Genomic DNA, 14695 nt, shown 5'->3' with positions numbered 1-14695 from the left:
AGCCCATTAGCAGTCGTGACTGGCTGTTCCCGCATACCTGAATAACCCGGATAGCCCTTGCGCTTTGTTGGTGGTCTAATCTAGACTCTGGAGCTGCCTGAAATGCTGTGGTTTCCGTATATATACGAAGCGCCTGATTGATCTTAGGTGTTACAACTATGACACCCCAAGCTGTCGCTGCGACTGCAATGACGGTGCCAATTGCCGTAAACACCTTGGAGGCATCGTATTCTTCATGGATGGCGCAAATGGACGCCAATCCACCAAATAATACACCCAACGCTGCCAGGAATGTTACAGTGAAGAACGATGCAACCACAAAGGCGCAAACGAATAAGCTAGCCTTGACTTGCCAACTTGAGTCCCGAAAAATCTCCCAGACTGTATAGACTGCCAGCCACTTGTCTTTTATGGACTCCCAAATCCGCATACCGGCCTGCTTTATGGAGAATTAGAAAAGGCGCCCCCATAAAAGGGAACGCCTTCTGCCAGATATTATAGAGTTACGTTAAGGCCGCGGGTAGCGGCCGATGCGGCGCTCGAGGAACTTGAACAGCTCGGCCGAGTAGAGCGTCGAGGCAGCGATCAGCGCCATCGATGCGCCTTCCGACAGGTGAAGCCCCAACTCCTTCAGCCCCATGATGCTGAATAGGGCCACCAGGCCGCCAAGGAGAAGGAATGCGATGTAGGTGCCCATGCTGATCTCCTCGATGTGCGCGGTGAAGTCGAAGCTCCGAGTTCGAGCCTAGCGCCAATGGGTTTCGGCATCTTCAACGCAGACGGGGCCACGCGCGATCCGTAAAGTTGTAAGGAGCGGCGATCCGTCATTTCGTGCGCCGGGGCTTCGCCTTGGTCCCTGGAGGCGGCCGCTGGGGCAAACCGATGCGGCGCCGGCATTCGTTCATCGCAAGGCGGATGCTCTCACTTCCGTCCGGGTGCTTGCCGTATTTGAGCCAGAAGGCGAGCCGTTCCGCATGGCTCTGCCCGATGCCGGCGAGGCGCTCGTACTGGCCAACGGTCGAGTTTTCGCGTTCGATGCGCGCGACGGTCTCGGGATCGAGGAGCGGGGCGTCGGGGATCTCGCTCATGCCGCGATCTCCGCGGGCTCGCCCGTCGGAGCCGGCATGTTGTGGACGATCGCGCCGATCGCCGCATAGAGTGGCGCGTAATCTGCGATCGAGACGGTTCCCATCGCATGGCGCTCGCCCGTGATACGAAGGGACTTCAGGCCGCCAACCTCGACCATCGGCCCGGTGATGACGAGGTGCCGATAGGCGTCCTCGCAGCACTTACGGGCATCGATCACGGTGGCGCCGGCTTTGCTCGCCAGCTCGATCAGCTCGGGAGCGTCATCGGGCGAGAACCCGGACCAGGTGCTCGACGCCTGGGGCGTCGGGACACGCAGGATGGCGATCGAGCCCGGCCCGACCGTCAGAAGGACGTCGGGCTGGCTGATGCCGGCGAGGATTTGTGCGGGGACGCGTGGGAAGCGTTTCGGGTCGAGGCCCATGTCGATCTCCATCGACGGGCCGGAAAGCCTCGCTCTCCCTTTGGAAGCCCGTCAGACGGGCGGCCCTGCCTCTTACTCTCGTGTGTTTCGACGCACGCTGCTTAGCGGGGGTTCATTCGGTCCACCTCCACTCCCCCTCACGGCATTCAATCTCGAAGGGCTGAGCGCGGAACCCCCTGACGGCCGCATAGGCTGCGCCTTTCGGGGTGAAAGTCGGCAAGCCGTAGATGCCGGGACCAAGTTCTGGATAGAACCGGTATTCGCAGTAAAACGCCATCTCCAGCTCCTCTATGCCAAAGAGGCTGTTGCGTTGGCCTAAGCGCTCGACCTCGGCCTCCACCAAGTCGATCGCGTCCTGCTTGACTTGATCGGCGTGCTCATATCGAACACCGAGGATTGCTTCGGCGATTTCGCGGGTGCTGAGCGGCGCGTTCGTCCGGGTGACGGCAGATATACCGATAACCGCACGGGTTTGAGCGAATGGCTCAAAAAGCCAGGAGCTGAAGCCTTGGGTCTTGAAGCGATAGATCGGACGGGTTCCGACCATCCAACCCGTTCGCCATAGCGTCGGTTGCGGGCTGAACTCCCCGATGTAGTCGCTGATGTTCATCCCGCGATCGACATACCATTCGAGATGGGCAACCGGTTTGCCGCGCCGAGACAACTCAGTGCGAAACGCCGCAACGGCTTCGTCCTCATCACCACCATCTGCGGTCGTCTGCGAGAATGGAGAGAGACTCATACGTTCAACCTGACGTTACGCAATCCATTCCCTCTTATCCGACATCAGAGCCGGTGAAGGAAGTGGTTAATAGCGCGCGTTAAGGTAATCATCGAACATTTCCAAAGGAAACCGGAAGGCGAGATTGAGGGACGGGATGCGATGGACTGATATAGCGCTCCGTCGTCGCACCATACGCGAACGACAAAACGTTGCATCCCTTACGATAACTCAGGTCCGCCCATGCCGATTTTCACGATACCTTTGCTTGTCGCTCTCGCTGGTGGCGTTCTTGGCAGCTACCTCGCGGTCAACGGCGCTCCAAAATTCGCTCATGCGCCGGTTGAGGACTTCGGCGGCGTTGCGGGCGATGTCGCCCTGACCAAGCCAGCCGAAGTGGATTTGTCGTTTGATTTGGCAGGCAGACCGTAAGCGAGACTAGCTGTCCTAACGGCGGGAGGCGGCTAACGACCGTAAAGTGGTGGAACCTAGCTAGCCTCCGGGGAAATCGATCGGATGTCGATAACCTCCATGGCGAGTGGTTCCTGTAATTCGGACCAGACACGATCCCCCGTTACGGCGGGCATATTGAGCCTTCGCGCTAGAGCCAGACAGCTTCGATCGCCCAAGCTAAGGCCGCGGCTCTTTGTGTGCTCAACGAGGTCAGCCGCCTCTTCGGCCGCCTCCAACGAGTGGGCATGACATTCGAGGTGGAGCGACCGCACGGTGCGACGTGCGTCGATCGGGCTCATGCCCTTGCCCACAAGCTTGACCAGCAGCTCTTGGACGTTGACCGCTGAAACGACAGCACGGTCTTCCAGCATCAAGCCAACAGCGTCCCCTCCGGGCTCATGCAGCAGGAACGCAAGGATCGCGGACGTGTCGAGCACCACAGCAGTCATTTCGCCTCCGGGGGCGCAGCAGCAGCGTGGGTGCCATTGTCCTCGGCCGCCTCGCGCGCGGCTTCAGCACGCCGTTCTGCGATCAGCTCGTCTACGATGCCTTCGCCATTCGGGATGTATTTTCGAACGAGGTCACGCGCACGCTGCAGGGAGCGGCGAAGGGTCGTGATCTCGATTTCCCCATTCTCCTTCTCGATAAAGACGACCTTTCCGCCGCCCTCAAGCTCCAACCTAGCGCGAACCGGCGCAGGAAGGTTCATCCTTCCATTTGCGGCCACTGGTGCTGTGTGCCGATTTTCCATAGCGTCGATTTTCCATCCATAAACGGCTTGCGCATCCCATATTCACGAATATACCCGATCGAGAGCGGGGCCGCATCAGCGATCGTGTACCCGTCATCTATAAAGACGACTGTGCCAAATCGATCGGTTTAGGACAGGGCGCATCGCCTCTGCGCAAATAATAGGTATCCGTCTTATCGGACATGTCCTATAAGATCGAAGCGTTTTCGGTCGGTTTCGAGCCCCAATGTCCCGAACTTTTGCGTACGTCCGCGTTTCCACCAACGGTCAGACCACCGAAAACCAGATCGGCGAAATCCGACAGGCCGGTTTCGACATTCACGCGCGGCGGGTTGTCTCCGAAACGGTCTCCGGTTCGATGGCCGCTGCCCAGCGCGAAGGGTTCGCTCGGCTTCTCGATCGCATGGAGGAGGGCGACATCCTCGTGGTCACCAAGATGGATCGGCTCGGCCGTAACTCGATGGACGTGCGGACGACGGTCGAGTTGCTCGCAGGCATGGGCGTGAAGGTCCACTGCCTGGCGCTGGGCGGTGTCGATCTGACAAGCTCGACCGGTCGCATGACCATGAGCGTCATCAACGCGGTTGCCGAGTTCGAGCGCGACCTTCTGATCGAACGTACCCAGGCAGGTCTGAGCCGAGCGAAAGAGCAGGGCAAGGTTCTGGGGCGCCCGCGAAGCCTGACCGAGGCGCAGAAGCAGGTGGTTCGCGAGAAGCTGGGGGAGGGGGCTTCGGTCTCGAAGCTCTCGCGCGACTACGGCGTCAGCCGGCAGACGATCCAGCGCGCCAGGGACGAAGGCAGAGGATCCAAGGCTGCCGAGAGGGACGAGGCGCTACGGGAGAGCTGACTACGGTCCTGGCAACCCGGCTCGTATGGCAGCTTTGCGCCCATGCCGGTCGTTCGCAGCAGCATTGTCGAGCCACCGGAAGCGGACATCGAGCCAGCCACACGGAATTTCGCTGAACGGTGCAAGGGATTCGAGTCATGCACGAGAACGACCTTCGGTGTGGTCCGCTTAAGGTCGTCTCCTTGCCGTTGGTCCTCTTTACGTGTTGCACGTAAGCTTAGGAGACCGCGGATAGCTCGGTCCGCGAAAGGCACACCCTAATTAGACCGCCTCAGAACGGTGGACATTCGCAGCGCCAAACAGAACAGAAGACCATAAGCCGAGCCAACGATCAGGCCTGCAAGAGGCCACGCGAGCCCAACGCCTCCTGGCGTAAAATATTCGTCCGCGTAGTCGGCAACCGTCAAAAGTGCTCCCGATCCGAGCGCGGCGGTTCCCCCGTAGATGAAGCTATCTGGAAAGGTCGATGTCCGCGCTCTCATGAGCCGATACCGGATGCCCACAACCAGCGCAGCCGGCAGCAGAACGACCAACAGCACGACATACGAAATCAGATTGTCGGCCGTTGGTTCGAACCCTCGGCCAGCCAACCAGTGGTATGCGTTCAAAAGCGCGACCAGTACGAGTGGCACGAGCGCCAGCAGGCCAAACAGATAGCGCATAATCCCTTAAGGCCCGATCAGCTTGTTTACGCGAGCCATACCCATACCCATACTCAAAACACACTCGATGACGCATGTGTAAACCGGCAAGTTTCGACCCCGTCCGGCCATTTCCAAAATACGCCGACCACTTTCCTTGGCTCTGTTGCGAATAGCGATCTGGAATGCGAGCCTCTGTGCTGAAGGCGGCTACAGTTGGGTTGCGAGGCATGAGTTTGGCATTCAAGGGCCGGCATTTCGCTCCCGACGTCATCCTCCTTTGTATGCGCTGGTACTGCCGCTACGCGCTGAGCTACCGCGACCTCGAGGAGATGATGGCCGAGCGCGGACTCTCGGTCGATCACACCACGATCTACCGATGGGTTCAGCACTATGCCCCCGAGCTCGACCGGCGTGGCCAGTGGTGCCGGAACCGCAACGGCGGCAGCTGGTATGTCGATGAAACCTACGTGAAAGTGCGCGGTGAGTGGATGTATCTCTATCGCGCGATCGGTGACCGAGGTGAGACGCTCGATTTCCAGCTATCCCAGAAGCGCACGACGAAGGCCGCCAAACGCCTCCTCGTCAGGGCTTTGAACCGGTCGCCGCACAACTGGCCATCGGTGATCTCGACGGACAAGAACCTGGCCTACAACGAAGCGATTGCATCGCTGCGGCGAGAAGGGCGGCTCGCGGCGAGCTGCCAGCACCGGCAGGTGAAATACCTGAACAACCGCCTCGAATCCGACCACGGCAAGCTCAAGCAGCGGATCCGCCCCGTGCGGGGCTTCCAGTCACAGAAGACGGCCCATAACGCCATCCGCGGGTTCGAGACGATGCGGATGTTCCGGAAGGGGCAGTTCCGCTCGATGGTCGACAGCCTGGCCGGTGGATCGGAAGCGCGCTTCATCGCGCGGCTGTTTCAGGTGTTCGTCGCCTGAAAATGGAACAGAACGGGATCATTGTGGCCTATTCGGCAATTTGCAACGGAGCCGTTCACCCGCACAAGGCGCTCGGCTATCTCTCACCCCGCGAGTTCATGGCGTCCCAGCAATCCCTCTGATCCTGTCCGATCATTCGGGGGCAACAACAAAGTGCCGGCCTTGGACGCCAAACTCATGCCTTGGCCTCGCTGACCGCAGGCTTCCCTGTGGTAGGGCTTACACTGCCTTCGGGACTTTGCAACAGAGCCCGCGCAGATAGAAACCAACATAAGCCTCGATATCGTCGAGATCCGTATCGGTCAGGTTGAGTTGCGCAAGCCCAAGCGAGCTTCGCTTCATGCGAGGACCGATGGCTCCATCGATGAACCAGCGAGAACTGCGCCTCCTATTCTCAACCTTGATCTCGCCTCGCACTTCAGCTCCAATCAAAAGGGTTTCAACCATCTCGGTTAGGGCGTCGCCGGCAGATACTACGATCGCTGCATTTTCCGGATACTGCTTTAAAGTGGATAGCAGCAGGCGTTCGAGCGCAAGCAGTTCAGGGTTCGAGATTTGCTGCAGGACTCTAACAGAAAACTTCAAAAGAGCTTCATCGATGGGCAAATTGAGTAAATCAGAATCAACTCTACGTCGTTCTTCTAAAAGCGAATCTGCGAATTTTCGCAGAATCTCTTCAAACAGGGATGCCTTATTGCTAAACCGATTGTAGAATGTCTGATTTGATATTCCTGCTCGATCAACGATTTCATCAATTGATGTTGCTTCGTATCCTAACTCAAGGAAGCAATTTTTCGCTATGGTTAGGATATGCCCTGTTATCTCTTGCGTCTCCTGCGCTGAGGGTCTTCCACGGCGGCGGGTTGTGGCGGTCGGCCTACTAGGCAAAGGTTCTCGCTCCTCGGTTGATCCAACTTTACGCCCTTCGATCGTGCATTCCTACCCCTCGCAACATACCGTCCGCGCCGGCTCCGCCGGAAAATGGTCTTGCTGGTCCATTTATTTTCGGCCGGGTGGAACGCGCGACTATGTGGAGCGATTAGAAGCCCGAACCAATCAACTGAGGAGTCACCATATGAAAGCTCTCCTGATCGCCCTTTCCCTCGCGACGGCCACCATTGCCCTCCCGGCTTCGGCCCAGGTCGTGACAGTGGTTGAACTGCGCAGCGATGTCATCGTCCAGCCTTTTGGCCTGACCGTTGGCAAGCTGGAGCGCACGGCCATCACCGATGCTGCCGGCAATCGACTGGGTGACATCAAGAAGGTCGTTGGAACGGCAGAGCAAGGCCCGACGGCACTCGTCATCAAGGCTGAAAACAGCGAAACTGCTTTCATTGTGCCGCTCTCGCGCTTCAAGACCACGAACGGTGTCATCACTGTCGACATCACCGCTGCAGAACTGGCGAAACTTCCTCAGTATAATAGCTAAAGCTTCTTGTGTTGGCTAAAACAGGGATGCCTACCTATCGCATCCGGTTTTATTCGTCTTTAGACTTAGGCTATTCCGACTGATTGGTAACGGTGCGTCCTATCGGGTTGCACCGTTACTATATTTTATAATTATGGACGTTGCTTATATATTAGGATAGCATGCTGTCCAAGTTATAGAGCTCGGCTTTAATTTGAAGAGTCCCCCACTTCCTCCCATGACATAAATGCAACAGTTGCAGAGAAACGGTCGCGAGCGATTGACCTCATCCCCGCCGCTCTTTTAATTAGACCAAAAGGTCCATTTGGGCTTGAACAGAGGGGTTCCACCATGAAGCTTCATGCACTTCTTACGACGGCGGCGCTGGTTGCGCTTTCGGTTCCGGCGCTTGCGGCCGATGTGGTCTACGAAGAGCCGGCGGCACCGGTAGTCGCCTTGGCGCCGGCCTACACCTGGAATGGCTTTTACATCGGCGGACAGGCAGGCGCGGCATTCAACAACGAGTCCGGTGATGTCGAGTATAACCCGACCACCGGCGCGTTCTTCCCGTCCACCTCCTTCGCGCCCGGCGAGGATAGCTCCGACGATGCAGCCTTTGTCGGCGGTGCCCATGTCGGTTTTGACTATCAGATCAGCAGTCTGATCCTAGGTGTCGTCGCCGACATCAACTACATCGACGCTTCGACCGTCTCGAGCTACACGCTCGGCACCGCCGCCACCGGATTCGATACGTTCGGCGTCTCTCAGGACATCAACTTCATCGCGACCGCCCGCGGCAAGATCGGCTTCGTCCCGACCGAACGTCTCGCCATCTACGCCACCGGTGGTGTCGCCTATGCCGACACTGACGTTGAGTTCGTCACGCCGGGCGTCCTGAACGCGACGCGTGGCTTCGGAACCTCGGTCGAGTCCGACAACGATGACGTCGGATACGCAGTCGGCGGTGGGGTCGACTATCTCGTCACCCAGAACTTCTCCGTCGGCATCGAATACCTCTACACCGACATCGGTGAGACGAAGCTCGACGTTTCCTACACCAACCCGTCGCTGCCGGTCGGACAGCAGACCTTCAAGACGACGTCGAACGACGATCTCGATTTCCACACGGTCTGGGCAAAGGCGTCTCTGCGCTTCAACTGATCAACCGCATTAGCGCTTTCGTCCAGGCGCTCATGGTCCGCCGTACTCCAGTCCGGCGGACCACCCCTTTTACCCATATATTTGAACCGTGAAAAGTTTGAGCGAACACACGAATTCGCAAGCCCTTACAATTATTGCAACCTTCGTCCTGATTATTGGCACTGTCATCTTCGGATACGCCATCATTCAGTACTGGTTCCCGGTCGAGTCCAGTACCTTGAGCATGTCGTGAGCAACGCGCTCGTCGCCAGCCAGCCTGGGACCGTGGCGGTTGGAACTGATCCCGGTTTCGATGCGCCTTTCACCGGTATGCAATGCAGAGGGGCTCGAGCCCTTTTGGACTGGACCATCCTGAAACTAGCACGTCGCGCGTCAGTCCCCGTACATAACGTTCGGCGTTTCGAACAGAATGCAATCTTGCTTTCAGTTGAAGAACTACATTCTTTGTATCAAGTATTCATGCAAGCTGGTGTCGCATTCATTCACGATCAATCCTTGGGCCATGGCGTTTGCTTGCGTTATAAGCGTAAACCAGGTCTCAAGTAGACGATTGGCCTCTGAGATACCTCATTGTAGATGACCGTATCGATCGATGGTCGAGCGTCGGTCGATTGCTGATGCAGAGCGCATCGATAGTTGCGAAAGGCCTGAACTGAATGAAGGCCGATGGCTGGCCTCGTGCGCCTCGCCGCAAGGTCAATACCGAACTCTGCAAAATGGGCAGCCGGTGACGAAGACGATTCAACTTGCCCTCCTACTCTCCCTTTGTTTGACCGGCTGTGCCTCTCGTCCCTACGCGACCCTGCTTCCGGTCGCAGCGACCGTGCCAGGCGCGCATGTCGTCGATATGCTCGTTGCTACCACGCGAGCCCCGTCGCAGGTCCCGGGCGTCGTCTTCGCCGGTGATCGAGGTATCGGACTGTCCGTTGAGAACATCGTGGTCTCGATCCCTCCCGACGCAGTCCGAAAACCCGGCGCCGTTATCTATCCGAAGCAGAACCCGGGGGAGCCATCCCACGAGTTCGTTGCCCTCAAGATCGATTCCATGGATGCCACGCAGTCGCAGTCTTGGTACGGTCGCGTTGCCGGCCTTAAGAAGCGTGTCCTACTTTTCGTTCATGGGTTCAACACGACCTACGAAGAGGCAGTGTTCCGCTTCGCCCAGATCAGCCACGACACCGGCGTCAACGCGGCGCCGATCCTCTTCACTTGGCCCTCGCAGGGCTCGATCTTCGGCTATCTCTACGACCGGGAATCGGCCAACTACTCCCGGGACAGCCTCGAGCGGATCATCGAGAGTGCGGTCGACAGGCCCGACGTCGACGAAATCACGATCCTTGCCCATTCGATGGGAAGCTGGCTGGCGATGGAGGCCATCAGGCAGATGGCCATCCGGCGAGGGGATCTGCCCGCGAAGCTTCGCAATATCGTACTGGCGTCGCCCGATCTCGATGTCGACGTCTTCCGCGAGCAACTCGACGAGATCGGGCCTGCCCAGGACCGTATCACCATCTTCACGTCGCAGGACGACCGCGCGCTACTTGTTTCGCGTCGTCTCGCGGGGGGGGTGCAGCGTCTAGGCACGGTCGACCTGACGCGACCCGAGGTCCAGGCATTCTACGCCGCTCGCGGCATCGACGTCGTCGACCTGAGTGGTGTGCAGGCCGGTGACGGCCTGAATCACACGAAGTTCGCCGAGAGTGCCGACGTCGTCCGGGCCATCGGTGGTCGGCTGATCGCGGGCGACAACATCTCCGACTCGCGCATCGGCGTGGCTGAGACGATCGGCGCCACCGCCATTGGCACCGCGCAGGGCGTCGGTTCGGCAATCGGGGCAACGGCGACCATCCCGTCCGCAATCGTGGATCCGGAAGGGCGCCGACGGCTGCGCGAACGGATCGAAGACTCCGGACGGAACTTCGGCGGATCCCTCCAGACCGTGACGGGGCGATGAGAAGTTCGCTAACAGCAATCCTTGGAACGATAGGCAAGCTGGTCCTCCTCCTAGCTTTTCTGTCGCTGTCGATCTGGAGCTGCATGAGTCTGTGGTTCCACGCCGGTGAAAGCATATCAGGGCGGACCGCGGCAGTCGTGTTTTGGGTTTTCGTGCTGTTCGCTGCGGGCTGGCTATCGACAAGGCGGCCGCGTCTCGGCATCGCGCTGCTGGCGTTGCTTGCCGTTGGTTTCAGCGGTTGGTGGTGGTCCATCAAGCCACGACTGGATCGCAGTTGGGCACCGGACGTCGCGCGAACGGTTACCGGGAGCGCGACGGGCGACGTCGTCACCCTTCTAAATGTCCGAGACTTCCGCTGGACAAGCGAGAGTGAAGCGGACGAACGCTGGGATTGGCGCAAGTACGACCTTTCAAAACTCGTCGAGACCGACCTCGTGTTGTCCTACTGGGGCATCGATGCCATCGCGCACACGCTCGTCAGCTTCGGTTTCTCGGATGGCCGACGGGTGGTCTTCTCGGTCGAGATCCGGCGCGAGCGGGACGAGGTGTTCTCCTCGATCGCGGGCTTCTTTAAGGTCTATGAACTGGCTTTGATCGCTTCCGAGGAAAGCGACATCCTGTATCTCCGCACCAACATGCGGGGCGAAGACACCTACCTCTACCCGCTTGCCCTACCGCCGGAAGCGATGCGCGCTTTGTTTCTCCGCTACGTTGAGACAGGCAACAAACTGGCTCGCGAGCCGGCATTCTACAACACTTTGACCGCCAACTGCACCACGGTGATCTTCGACTTGGCCCAGCTGATCGAGCCGGGCCTTCCGACCGACTGGCGGATCCTCCTGTCCGGCTATCTTCCAGGATACCTTATAGATCAAAATGTCCTTGTCTCGAAATTGCCTGAACCTGAACTGCGTCGGCAAGCTGCGATCAGCGCGCTCGCTCGGGCAGCGCCGAATGACGCCCCTTACTCTAACGTCATTCGAGGCAGCCCAAAATAGGTATCACCCCTTATTATCACGGCAGTATTAGACTGCCTAACAAAACCGTTTGATCTGGTTGAGACAGACGAGGGCGCAGCCGAGTTTGAGGAAGGCCATGTGGATGTCGGCGCGGCGTTCGTAGCGGACGGCAAGGCGGCGAAAGCGGGCGAGCCAAGCGAAGGTCCGCTCCACGACCCAGCGATGGCGTCCAAGCTTCTGGCTGCTTTCCACGCCGCGCCGGGCGATGCGGGGCGTAATCGAGCGGGCCCGGCATTCCCGACGACAACGCTTGTGATCGTAGCCCTTGTCGGCGTGCAGCTTGACGAGGCGACGACGCGGTCGACCGCGCCCGCGCCGTACACCAGGAACGGCGTCCAGGGTCGGTGCCAGCATCATGCTGTCGTGCCGGTTGGCGCCCGACAGCGTCACGCCGAGCGGCGTGCCCTCCCGGTCGACCACGAGATGGCGCTTCGACCCCGGTTTACCGCGATCCGTCGGGTTCGGGCCGATCTGCGATCCCCCCTTTTGGCCGCAACGCTCGCACTATCAAGCGAGCAGCGGCCCCAGTCGAGGTGTTCAGCATCGGCCAGCCGTTCCAGAAGCACGCGGTGCAGCCGATCCCAGACCCCGGCCGCCAGCCAGTCGCGCAAGCGGCGCCAGCACGTCATGCCCGAGCAACCGATCTCGGCGGGCAGCATCTCCCAAGGAATGCCCGACCGCAGAACGAACACGATCCCGCCCAGCGCGGCCCGGTCGTCGCGGCGCGGGCGCCCGCCCTTCGGTCGAGACGGCGGCGGCGGCAACAGAGGCTCGATCGACGCCCACAAATCATCGCAAACAAGAGGTCTTCCCATCGCCTACCAACGCGCGAAACGCGGTTTTGTTAGGCGGTCTTAGAACTGAGATTAGACTCGTCGCCTACACAGCTCCATACGAACGCCTGTGCATTAAGCGAAAACGACTGATCCCCCCCATTGAAATGGTCCGCCCTGAAGTATGGCTTTGAGAGCCTTGACCTACTACCCGTTCCTGGACCACTTGGCTGGTCGTCATCCAGCTTCGACCGGTGGCGGCGGGCCATGTGCCGCTGACCGGTTCACCAGCGATATCGGCGGTTTGTTGCCGATGGCGCTATGAGGTCGCACCTCGTTGTAGTCTCTACGCCAAGCCTCGCATTTGCGCACCGCGTCGTCCAGGCTCATGAACCAGTGCTGGTTCAGACACTCTGCCCGGAACTTGCCGTTGAACGTCTCGATGAAGGCGTTGTCCGTCGGCTTTCCGGGCCGGGAGAAGTCAAGCACGACACCGCGGGTATAGGCCCACAGGTCCAACTCGCGCGAGACGAACTCGCTTCCCTGGTCGACCCGGATCGATGCAGGATAGCCCATCTCACCGCAGACACGTTCGAGCACATCCACAACGTCGGGCGCCCGGAATCTGAAGCGTGGCACCACCGCGGGCGAGAACCGACTGAAGGTGTCCACGACGGTCAGGATCCGCAGCTTCGGCCCTGTCGCAAGCTGGTCATGGACAAAGTCCATGGCCCACACTTCGTTCGAGCAGGACGCCACGCAGCGGCCTTCCCTCAGCTTGGCCTTTACCCGGCGCTTGGGTGGCTTGTGCCGCAGTTGCAGACCCATCTCCTTGTAAAGACGATAGATCCGTTTGGCGTTCACATCCCAGCCCTCCCGTCGGAGCAGCACATGGATACGACGCCTCTCGGCGATTGCAAGCAATCGCCTGCCGGCCAGAGGGATAACCGTATCGCACGCGCGTCTCGGCGATCTCCTTCACTCGCTTCTTCAGATCGGCCTGATCGGCGCGGCGCCCACGATAGTGGTAGCTCGATCGCTCCGCCCGAAGCACACCACAGGCCCGCCGGATGCTGACCTGCCACGTGCTCCTGACGTCGTCGACGAGTTGCCGGCGCCGGTCAGGCCTCAGAGCTTTCGCGAGACGACATCCTGCAACATCGCCTTGTCGAGGCTGAGGTCGGCGACCAGCCGCTTCAGCTTGGCATTCTCCTCCTCGAGCTGGCGCAGTCGCCGCATCTCCGACGGCATCAGTCCCGCATACTTCTTGCGCCAGGCGTAGAACGTCGCCTCGCTGATCCCGGTCTTGCGGCACACCTCGCCAACGCTCGTGCCGTCCTCGGCCTGCTTCAGCACAAACGCGATCTGCGCCTCGGAAAACTTCGACCTCTTCATTCCAAGCTCCTCTTCCTGGCCCCCCTTCATAACTGGAATTTTCAATCTCAAAACGGTCCAGGAAATGGGCAGCACGTCACTCCGTGACCTTCGCCTTCGTCGCCTCGATCACGCCCGGCTCCAGCTGTCGAACAACGATCAGAATGGGTGAATTACGGACTTTCGGTTTCTGAACACCCAACCCAATCAAGCGGACGTTCACGATAGCATGTCTGCCGTTTGCCGCACGGCGTTCGTCAGGCGATCGAGGGATGCCACCGGGAGACGGGCAACGATCCAATAGAGGCTGACGTCGATCCGAGTGCCTAGCTTGAGTTCGATGAGGCGGCCATTTGCCAGCAAAGGATGCGCCAACGCGACCGGCTGCATGCCCCACGCCAACCCGGCCGCCGCTAGGTCGAGGAAGGCGTGCGTAGAGGCGACGGTATAGGTGGGTGCGTTGAGCTCAATCCCGAGTGTCTCCCTAACCCATCGCGCTTGCAGCGCGTCCCGACGGTCGAAGCGAAGGCATGGTGCTCGTGCCAGAGCTACAGCTGTCACGCCGTCGGGAAAGAAGCGGTCGACGAAGGCCGGACTGGCACAAGCGGCATAGCGCAAGGCGCCGAGTGAATACGTTCGGCATCCTGGCACGGCACTAGGATCGGCAGTTACCGCCGCCATGACCTCGCCCGAGCGCAGACGATCGGCCGTGTGGGACTCGTCGTCCAGCGTCAGGTCGAGCGGAATGCCTGTAGTAAGGTTGAACGCCGACATAGCCTGCGGGAACCATGTGGCGAGGCTGTCGGAGTTGACTGCCACCTTCAAAGAGACCCGGGGCGGTTCAGCTTCAGCTCGTTCCGGCAGATCGGGTGTGAGCTCCGTTTCCAGCAGGCGTACGCGGTCGAAATGGGCACAGAGGCGATGGCCGAGGTCCGTCGGCTGGCAAGGCTGCGCGCGTACAATTAGCATTGCACCAACCCTCTCCTCCAAACCTCGAACGCGCTGCGAGACGGCGGAGGGCGTGATGCCGAGCGATACGGCAGCGCGCTCGAAACTGCCCTCACGAACGACGGCCGCAACGGCGGCAAGGGCTGGATAGTCCATCACGAATGAAGACATGCTTCATTAGTGTTAGAAAAACA

18 protein-coding genes and 1 pseudogene are annotated in these 14695 nt (G+C 59.6%); 7 read left to right on the top strand and 12 right to left on the bottom strand.

Annotated elements, in window-relative coordinates; translation table 11 throughout:
• The 5 genes from O5O54_RS21040 to O5O54_RS21020 all read right to left on the bottom strand — a co-directional run.
• The coding region (locus O5O54_RS21040) for a hypothetical protein (RefSeq protein WP_279483819.1) at positions 1–430 on the bottom strand (430 nt) is incomplete at its 3' end.
• 78 nt (positions 431–508) lie between these two features.
• Complete coding sequence (locus O5O54_RS21035) at positions 509–697, bottom strand: hypothetical protein (protein ID WP_279483818.1); 189 nt, start codon at positions 695–697, stop codon at positions 509–511.
• 127 nt (positions 698–824) lie between these two features.
• Positions 825–1088 carry a hypothetical protein gene (locus tag O5O54_RS21030; protein ID WP_279483817.1) on the bottom strand — a complete coding sequence of 88 codons (264 nt, stop codon included), beginning with the start codon at positions 1086–1088 and terminating at the stop codon, positions 825–827.
• The gene (locus O5O54_RS21025; RefSeq protein WP_279483816.1) at positions 1085–1510 is read right to left on the bottom strand and encodes a hypothetical protein; all 426 of its coding nucleotides are present in this window, start codon (positions 1508–1510) and stop codon (positions 1085–1087) included. Before O5O54_RS21025 ends, O5O54_RS21030 begins: the two co-directional genes overlap by 4 nt.
• 112 nt (positions 1511–1622) lie before the next feature.
• Positions 1623–2252 carry a hypothetical protein gene (locus O5O54_RS21020; protein WP_279483815.1) on the bottom strand — a complete coding sequence of 210 codons (630 nt, stop codon included), beginning with the start codon at positions 2250–2252 and terminating at the stop codon, positions 1623–1625.
• A gap of 222 nt (positions 2253–2474) precedes the next feature.
• Here O5O54_RS21020 and O5O54_RS21015 point away from each other — a divergent pair, with 222 nt between their 5' ends.
• Positions 2475–2663: a hypothetical protein gene (locus O5O54_RS21015; RefSeq protein ID WP_279483814.1), complete on the top strand. Its 189-nt coding sequence runs from the start codon at positions 2475–2477 to the stop codon at positions 2661–2663.
• Between the two features lie 56 nt (positions 2664–2719).
• On the opposite strand, the gene O5O54_RS21010 is transcribed toward O5O54_RS21015, so the two are convergent.
• Together O5O54_RS21010 and O5O54_RS21005 are read right to left on the bottom strand one after the other, a co-directional pair.
• Positions 2720–3133, bottom strand: a complete 414-nt coding sequence (locus O5O54_RS21010) for a type II toxin-antitoxin system VapC family toxin (protein WP_279483813.1) — start codon at positions 3131–3133, stop codon at positions 2720–2722.
• Positions 3130–3435 carry an AbrB/MazE/SpoVT family DNA-binding domain-containing protein gene (locus O5O54_RS21005; protein ID WP_279483812.1) on the bottom strand — a complete coding sequence of 102 codons (306 nt, stop codon included), beginning with the start codon at positions 3433–3435 and terminating at the stop codon, positions 3130–3132. The genes O5O54_RS21010 and O5O54_RS21005 overlap by 4 nt, the downstream gene beginning before the upstream one ends.
• Before the next feature lie 226 nt (positions 3436–3661).
• Between O5O54_RS21005 and O5O54_RS21000 the strand changes: the two genes are divergently transcribed.
• A complete protein-coding gene (locus O5O54_RS21000; protein ID WP_279483811.1) occupies positions 3662–4282 on the top strand; it encodes a recombinase family protein in 621 nt (206 codons plus the stop codon).
• A 257-nt stretch (positions 4283–4539) separates the two neighbouring features.
• Here O5O54_RS21000 and O5O54_RS20995 read toward each other — a convergent pair whose 3' ends face one another.
• Positions 4540–4944 (bottom strand): hypothetical protein, encoded by a 405-nt coding sequence (locus tag O5O54_RS20995; RefSeq protein WP_279483810.1) that lies wholly within the window; start codon positions 4942–4944, stop codon positions 4540–4542.
• 215 nt (positions 4945–5159) lie between these two features.
• On the opposite strand from O5O54_RS20995, the gene O5O54_RS20990 reads away from it, so the two are divergent.
• On the top strand, positions 5160–5864 hold the full coding sequence (locus O5O54_RS20990) for an IS6 family transposase (protein ID WP_407061745.1): 705 nt from the start codon (positions 5160–5162) through the stop codon (positions 5862–5864).
• A 219-nt stretch (positions 5865–6083) separates the two neighbouring features.
• Here O5O54_RS20990 and O5O54_RS20985 read toward each other — a convergent pair whose 3' ends face one another.
• Complete coding sequence (locus O5O54_RS20985; RefSeq protein ID WP_279483809.1) at positions 6084–6752, bottom strand: TetR/AcrR family transcriptional regulator; 669 nt, start codon at positions 6750–6752, stop codon at positions 6084–6086.
• Between the two features lie 187 nt (positions 6753–6939).
• Between O5O54_RS20985 and O5O54_RS20980 the strand changes: the two genes are divergently transcribed.
• The 4 genes from O5O54_RS20980 (at position 6940) to O5O54_RS20965 (ending at position 11385) form a co-directional block, all read left to right on the top strand.
• Positions 6940–7293: a PRC-barrel domain-containing protein gene (locus O5O54_RS20980; protein ID WP_279483808.1), complete on the top strand. Its 354-nt coding sequence runs from the start codon at positions 6940–6942 to the stop codon at positions 7291–7293.
• 330 nt (positions 7294–7623) lie between these two features.
• The gene (locus O5O54_RS20975) at positions 7624–8433 is read left to right on the top strand and encodes an outer membrane protein (RefSeq protein ID WP_279483807.1); all 810 of its coding nucleotides are present in this window, start codon (positions 7624–7626) and stop codon (positions 8431–8433) included.
• A gap of 592 nt (positions 8434–9025) precedes the next feature.
• A complete protein-coding gene (locus O5O54_RS20970; protein WP_279483806.1) occupies positions 9026–10387 on the top strand; it encodes an alpha/beta hydrolase in 1362 nt (453 codons plus the stop codon).
• A gap of 83 nt (positions 10388–10470) precedes the next feature.
• Positions 10471–11385, top strand: coding sequence for a DUF4105 domain-containing protein (locus O5O54_RS20965; RefSeq protein ID WP_279483805.1), 915 nt, complete (start codon positions 10471–10473; stop codon positions 11383–11385).
• Positions 11386–11421: 36 nt separating this feature from the next.
• Here the strand turns inward: O5O54_RS20965 and O5O54_RS20960 are convergent.
• From O5O54_RS20960 to O5O54_RS20950, 3 genes and pseudogenes are all read right to left on the bottom strand, one after another.
• A protein-coding gene (locus O5O54_RS20960; RefSeq protein ID WP_279483804.1) for an IS5 family transposase occupies positions 11422–12221 on the bottom strand; the annotation gives its coding sequence in 2 pieces (ribosomal slippage) (positions 11422–11894 and positions 11894–12221; 801 coding nt in all).
• 195 nt (positions 12222–12416) lie between these two features.
• Positions 12417–13574, bottom strand: a pseudogene (locus O5O54_RS20955) (IS3 family transposase).
• Between the two features lie 198 nt (positions 13575–13772).
• Positions 13773–14672: a LysR family transcriptional regulator ArgP gene (locus O5O54_RS20950; RefSeq protein ID WP_279483803.1), complete on the bottom strand. Its 900-nt coding sequence runs from the start codon at positions 14670–14672 to the stop codon at positions 13773–13775.
• Between the last annotated feature and the right edge of the window lie 23 nt (positions 14673–14695).

The organism is Aureimonas sp. SK2, assembly GCF_029813115.1.
Taxonomy (GTDB): Bacteria; Pseudomonadota; Alphaproteobacteria; order Rhizobiales; family Rhizobiaceae; genus Aureimonas.
This window is presented reverse-complemented; position numbering and strand designations above follow the sequence as displayed.

Coding starts and splice junctions, on each gene's coding strand:
- O5O54_RS21035 (WP_279483818.1), bottom strand. CDS start 697: ATGGGCACCTACATCGCATTCCTTCTCCTTGGCGGCCTGGTGGCCCTA.
- O5O54_RS21030 (WP_279483817.1), bottom strand. CDS start 1,088: ATGAGCGAGATCCCCGACGCCCCGCTCCTCGATCCCGAGACCGTCGCG.
- O5O54_RS21025 (WP_279483816.1), bottom strand. CDS start 1,510: ATGGGCCTCGACCCGAAACGCTTCCCACGCGTCCCCGCACAAATCCTC.
- O5O54_RS21020 (WP_279483815.1), bottom strand. CDS start 2,252: ATGAGTCTCTCTCCATTCTCGCAGACGACCGCAGATGGTGGTGATGAG.
- O5O54_RS21015 (WP_279483814.1), top strand. CDS start 2,475: ATGCCGATTTTCACGATACCTTTGCTTGTCGCTCTCGCTGGTGGCGTT.
- O5O54_RS21010 (WP_279483813.1), bottom strand. CDS start 3,133: ATGACTGCTGTGGTGCTCGACACGTCCGCGATCCTTGCGTTCCTGCTG.
- O5O54_RS21005 (WP_279483812.1), bottom strand. CDS start 3,435: ATGGAAAATCGGCACACAGCACCAGTGGCCGCAAATGGAAGGATGAAC.
- O5O54_RS21000 (WP_279483811.1), top strand. CDS start 3,662: ATGTCCCGAACTTTTGCGTACGTCCGCGTTTCCACCAACGGTCAGACC.
- O5O54_RS20995 (WP_279483810.1), bottom strand. CDS start 4,944: ATGCGCTATCTGTTTGGCCTGCTGGCGCTCGTGCCACTCGTACTGGTC.
- O5O54_RS20980 (WP_279483808.1), top strand. CDS start 6,940: ATGAAAGCTCTCCTGATCGCCCTTTCCCTCGCGACGGCCACCATTGCC.
- O5O54_RS20975 (WP_279483807.1), top strand. CDS start 7,624: ATGAAGCTTCATGCACTTCTTACGACGGCGGCGCTGGTTGCGCTTTCG.
- O5O54_RS20970 (WP_279483806.1), top strand. CDS start 9,026: ATGGTCGAGCGTCGGTCGATTGCTGATGCAGAGCGCATCGATAGTTGC.
- O5O54_RS20965 (WP_279483805.1), top strand. CDS start 10,471: ATGAGTCTGTGGTTCCACGCCGGTGAAAGCATATCAGGGCGGACCGCG.
- O5O54_RS20950 (WP_279483803.1), bottom strand. CDS start 14,672: ATGTCTTCATTCGTGATGGACTATCCAGCCCTTGCCGCCGTTGCGGCC.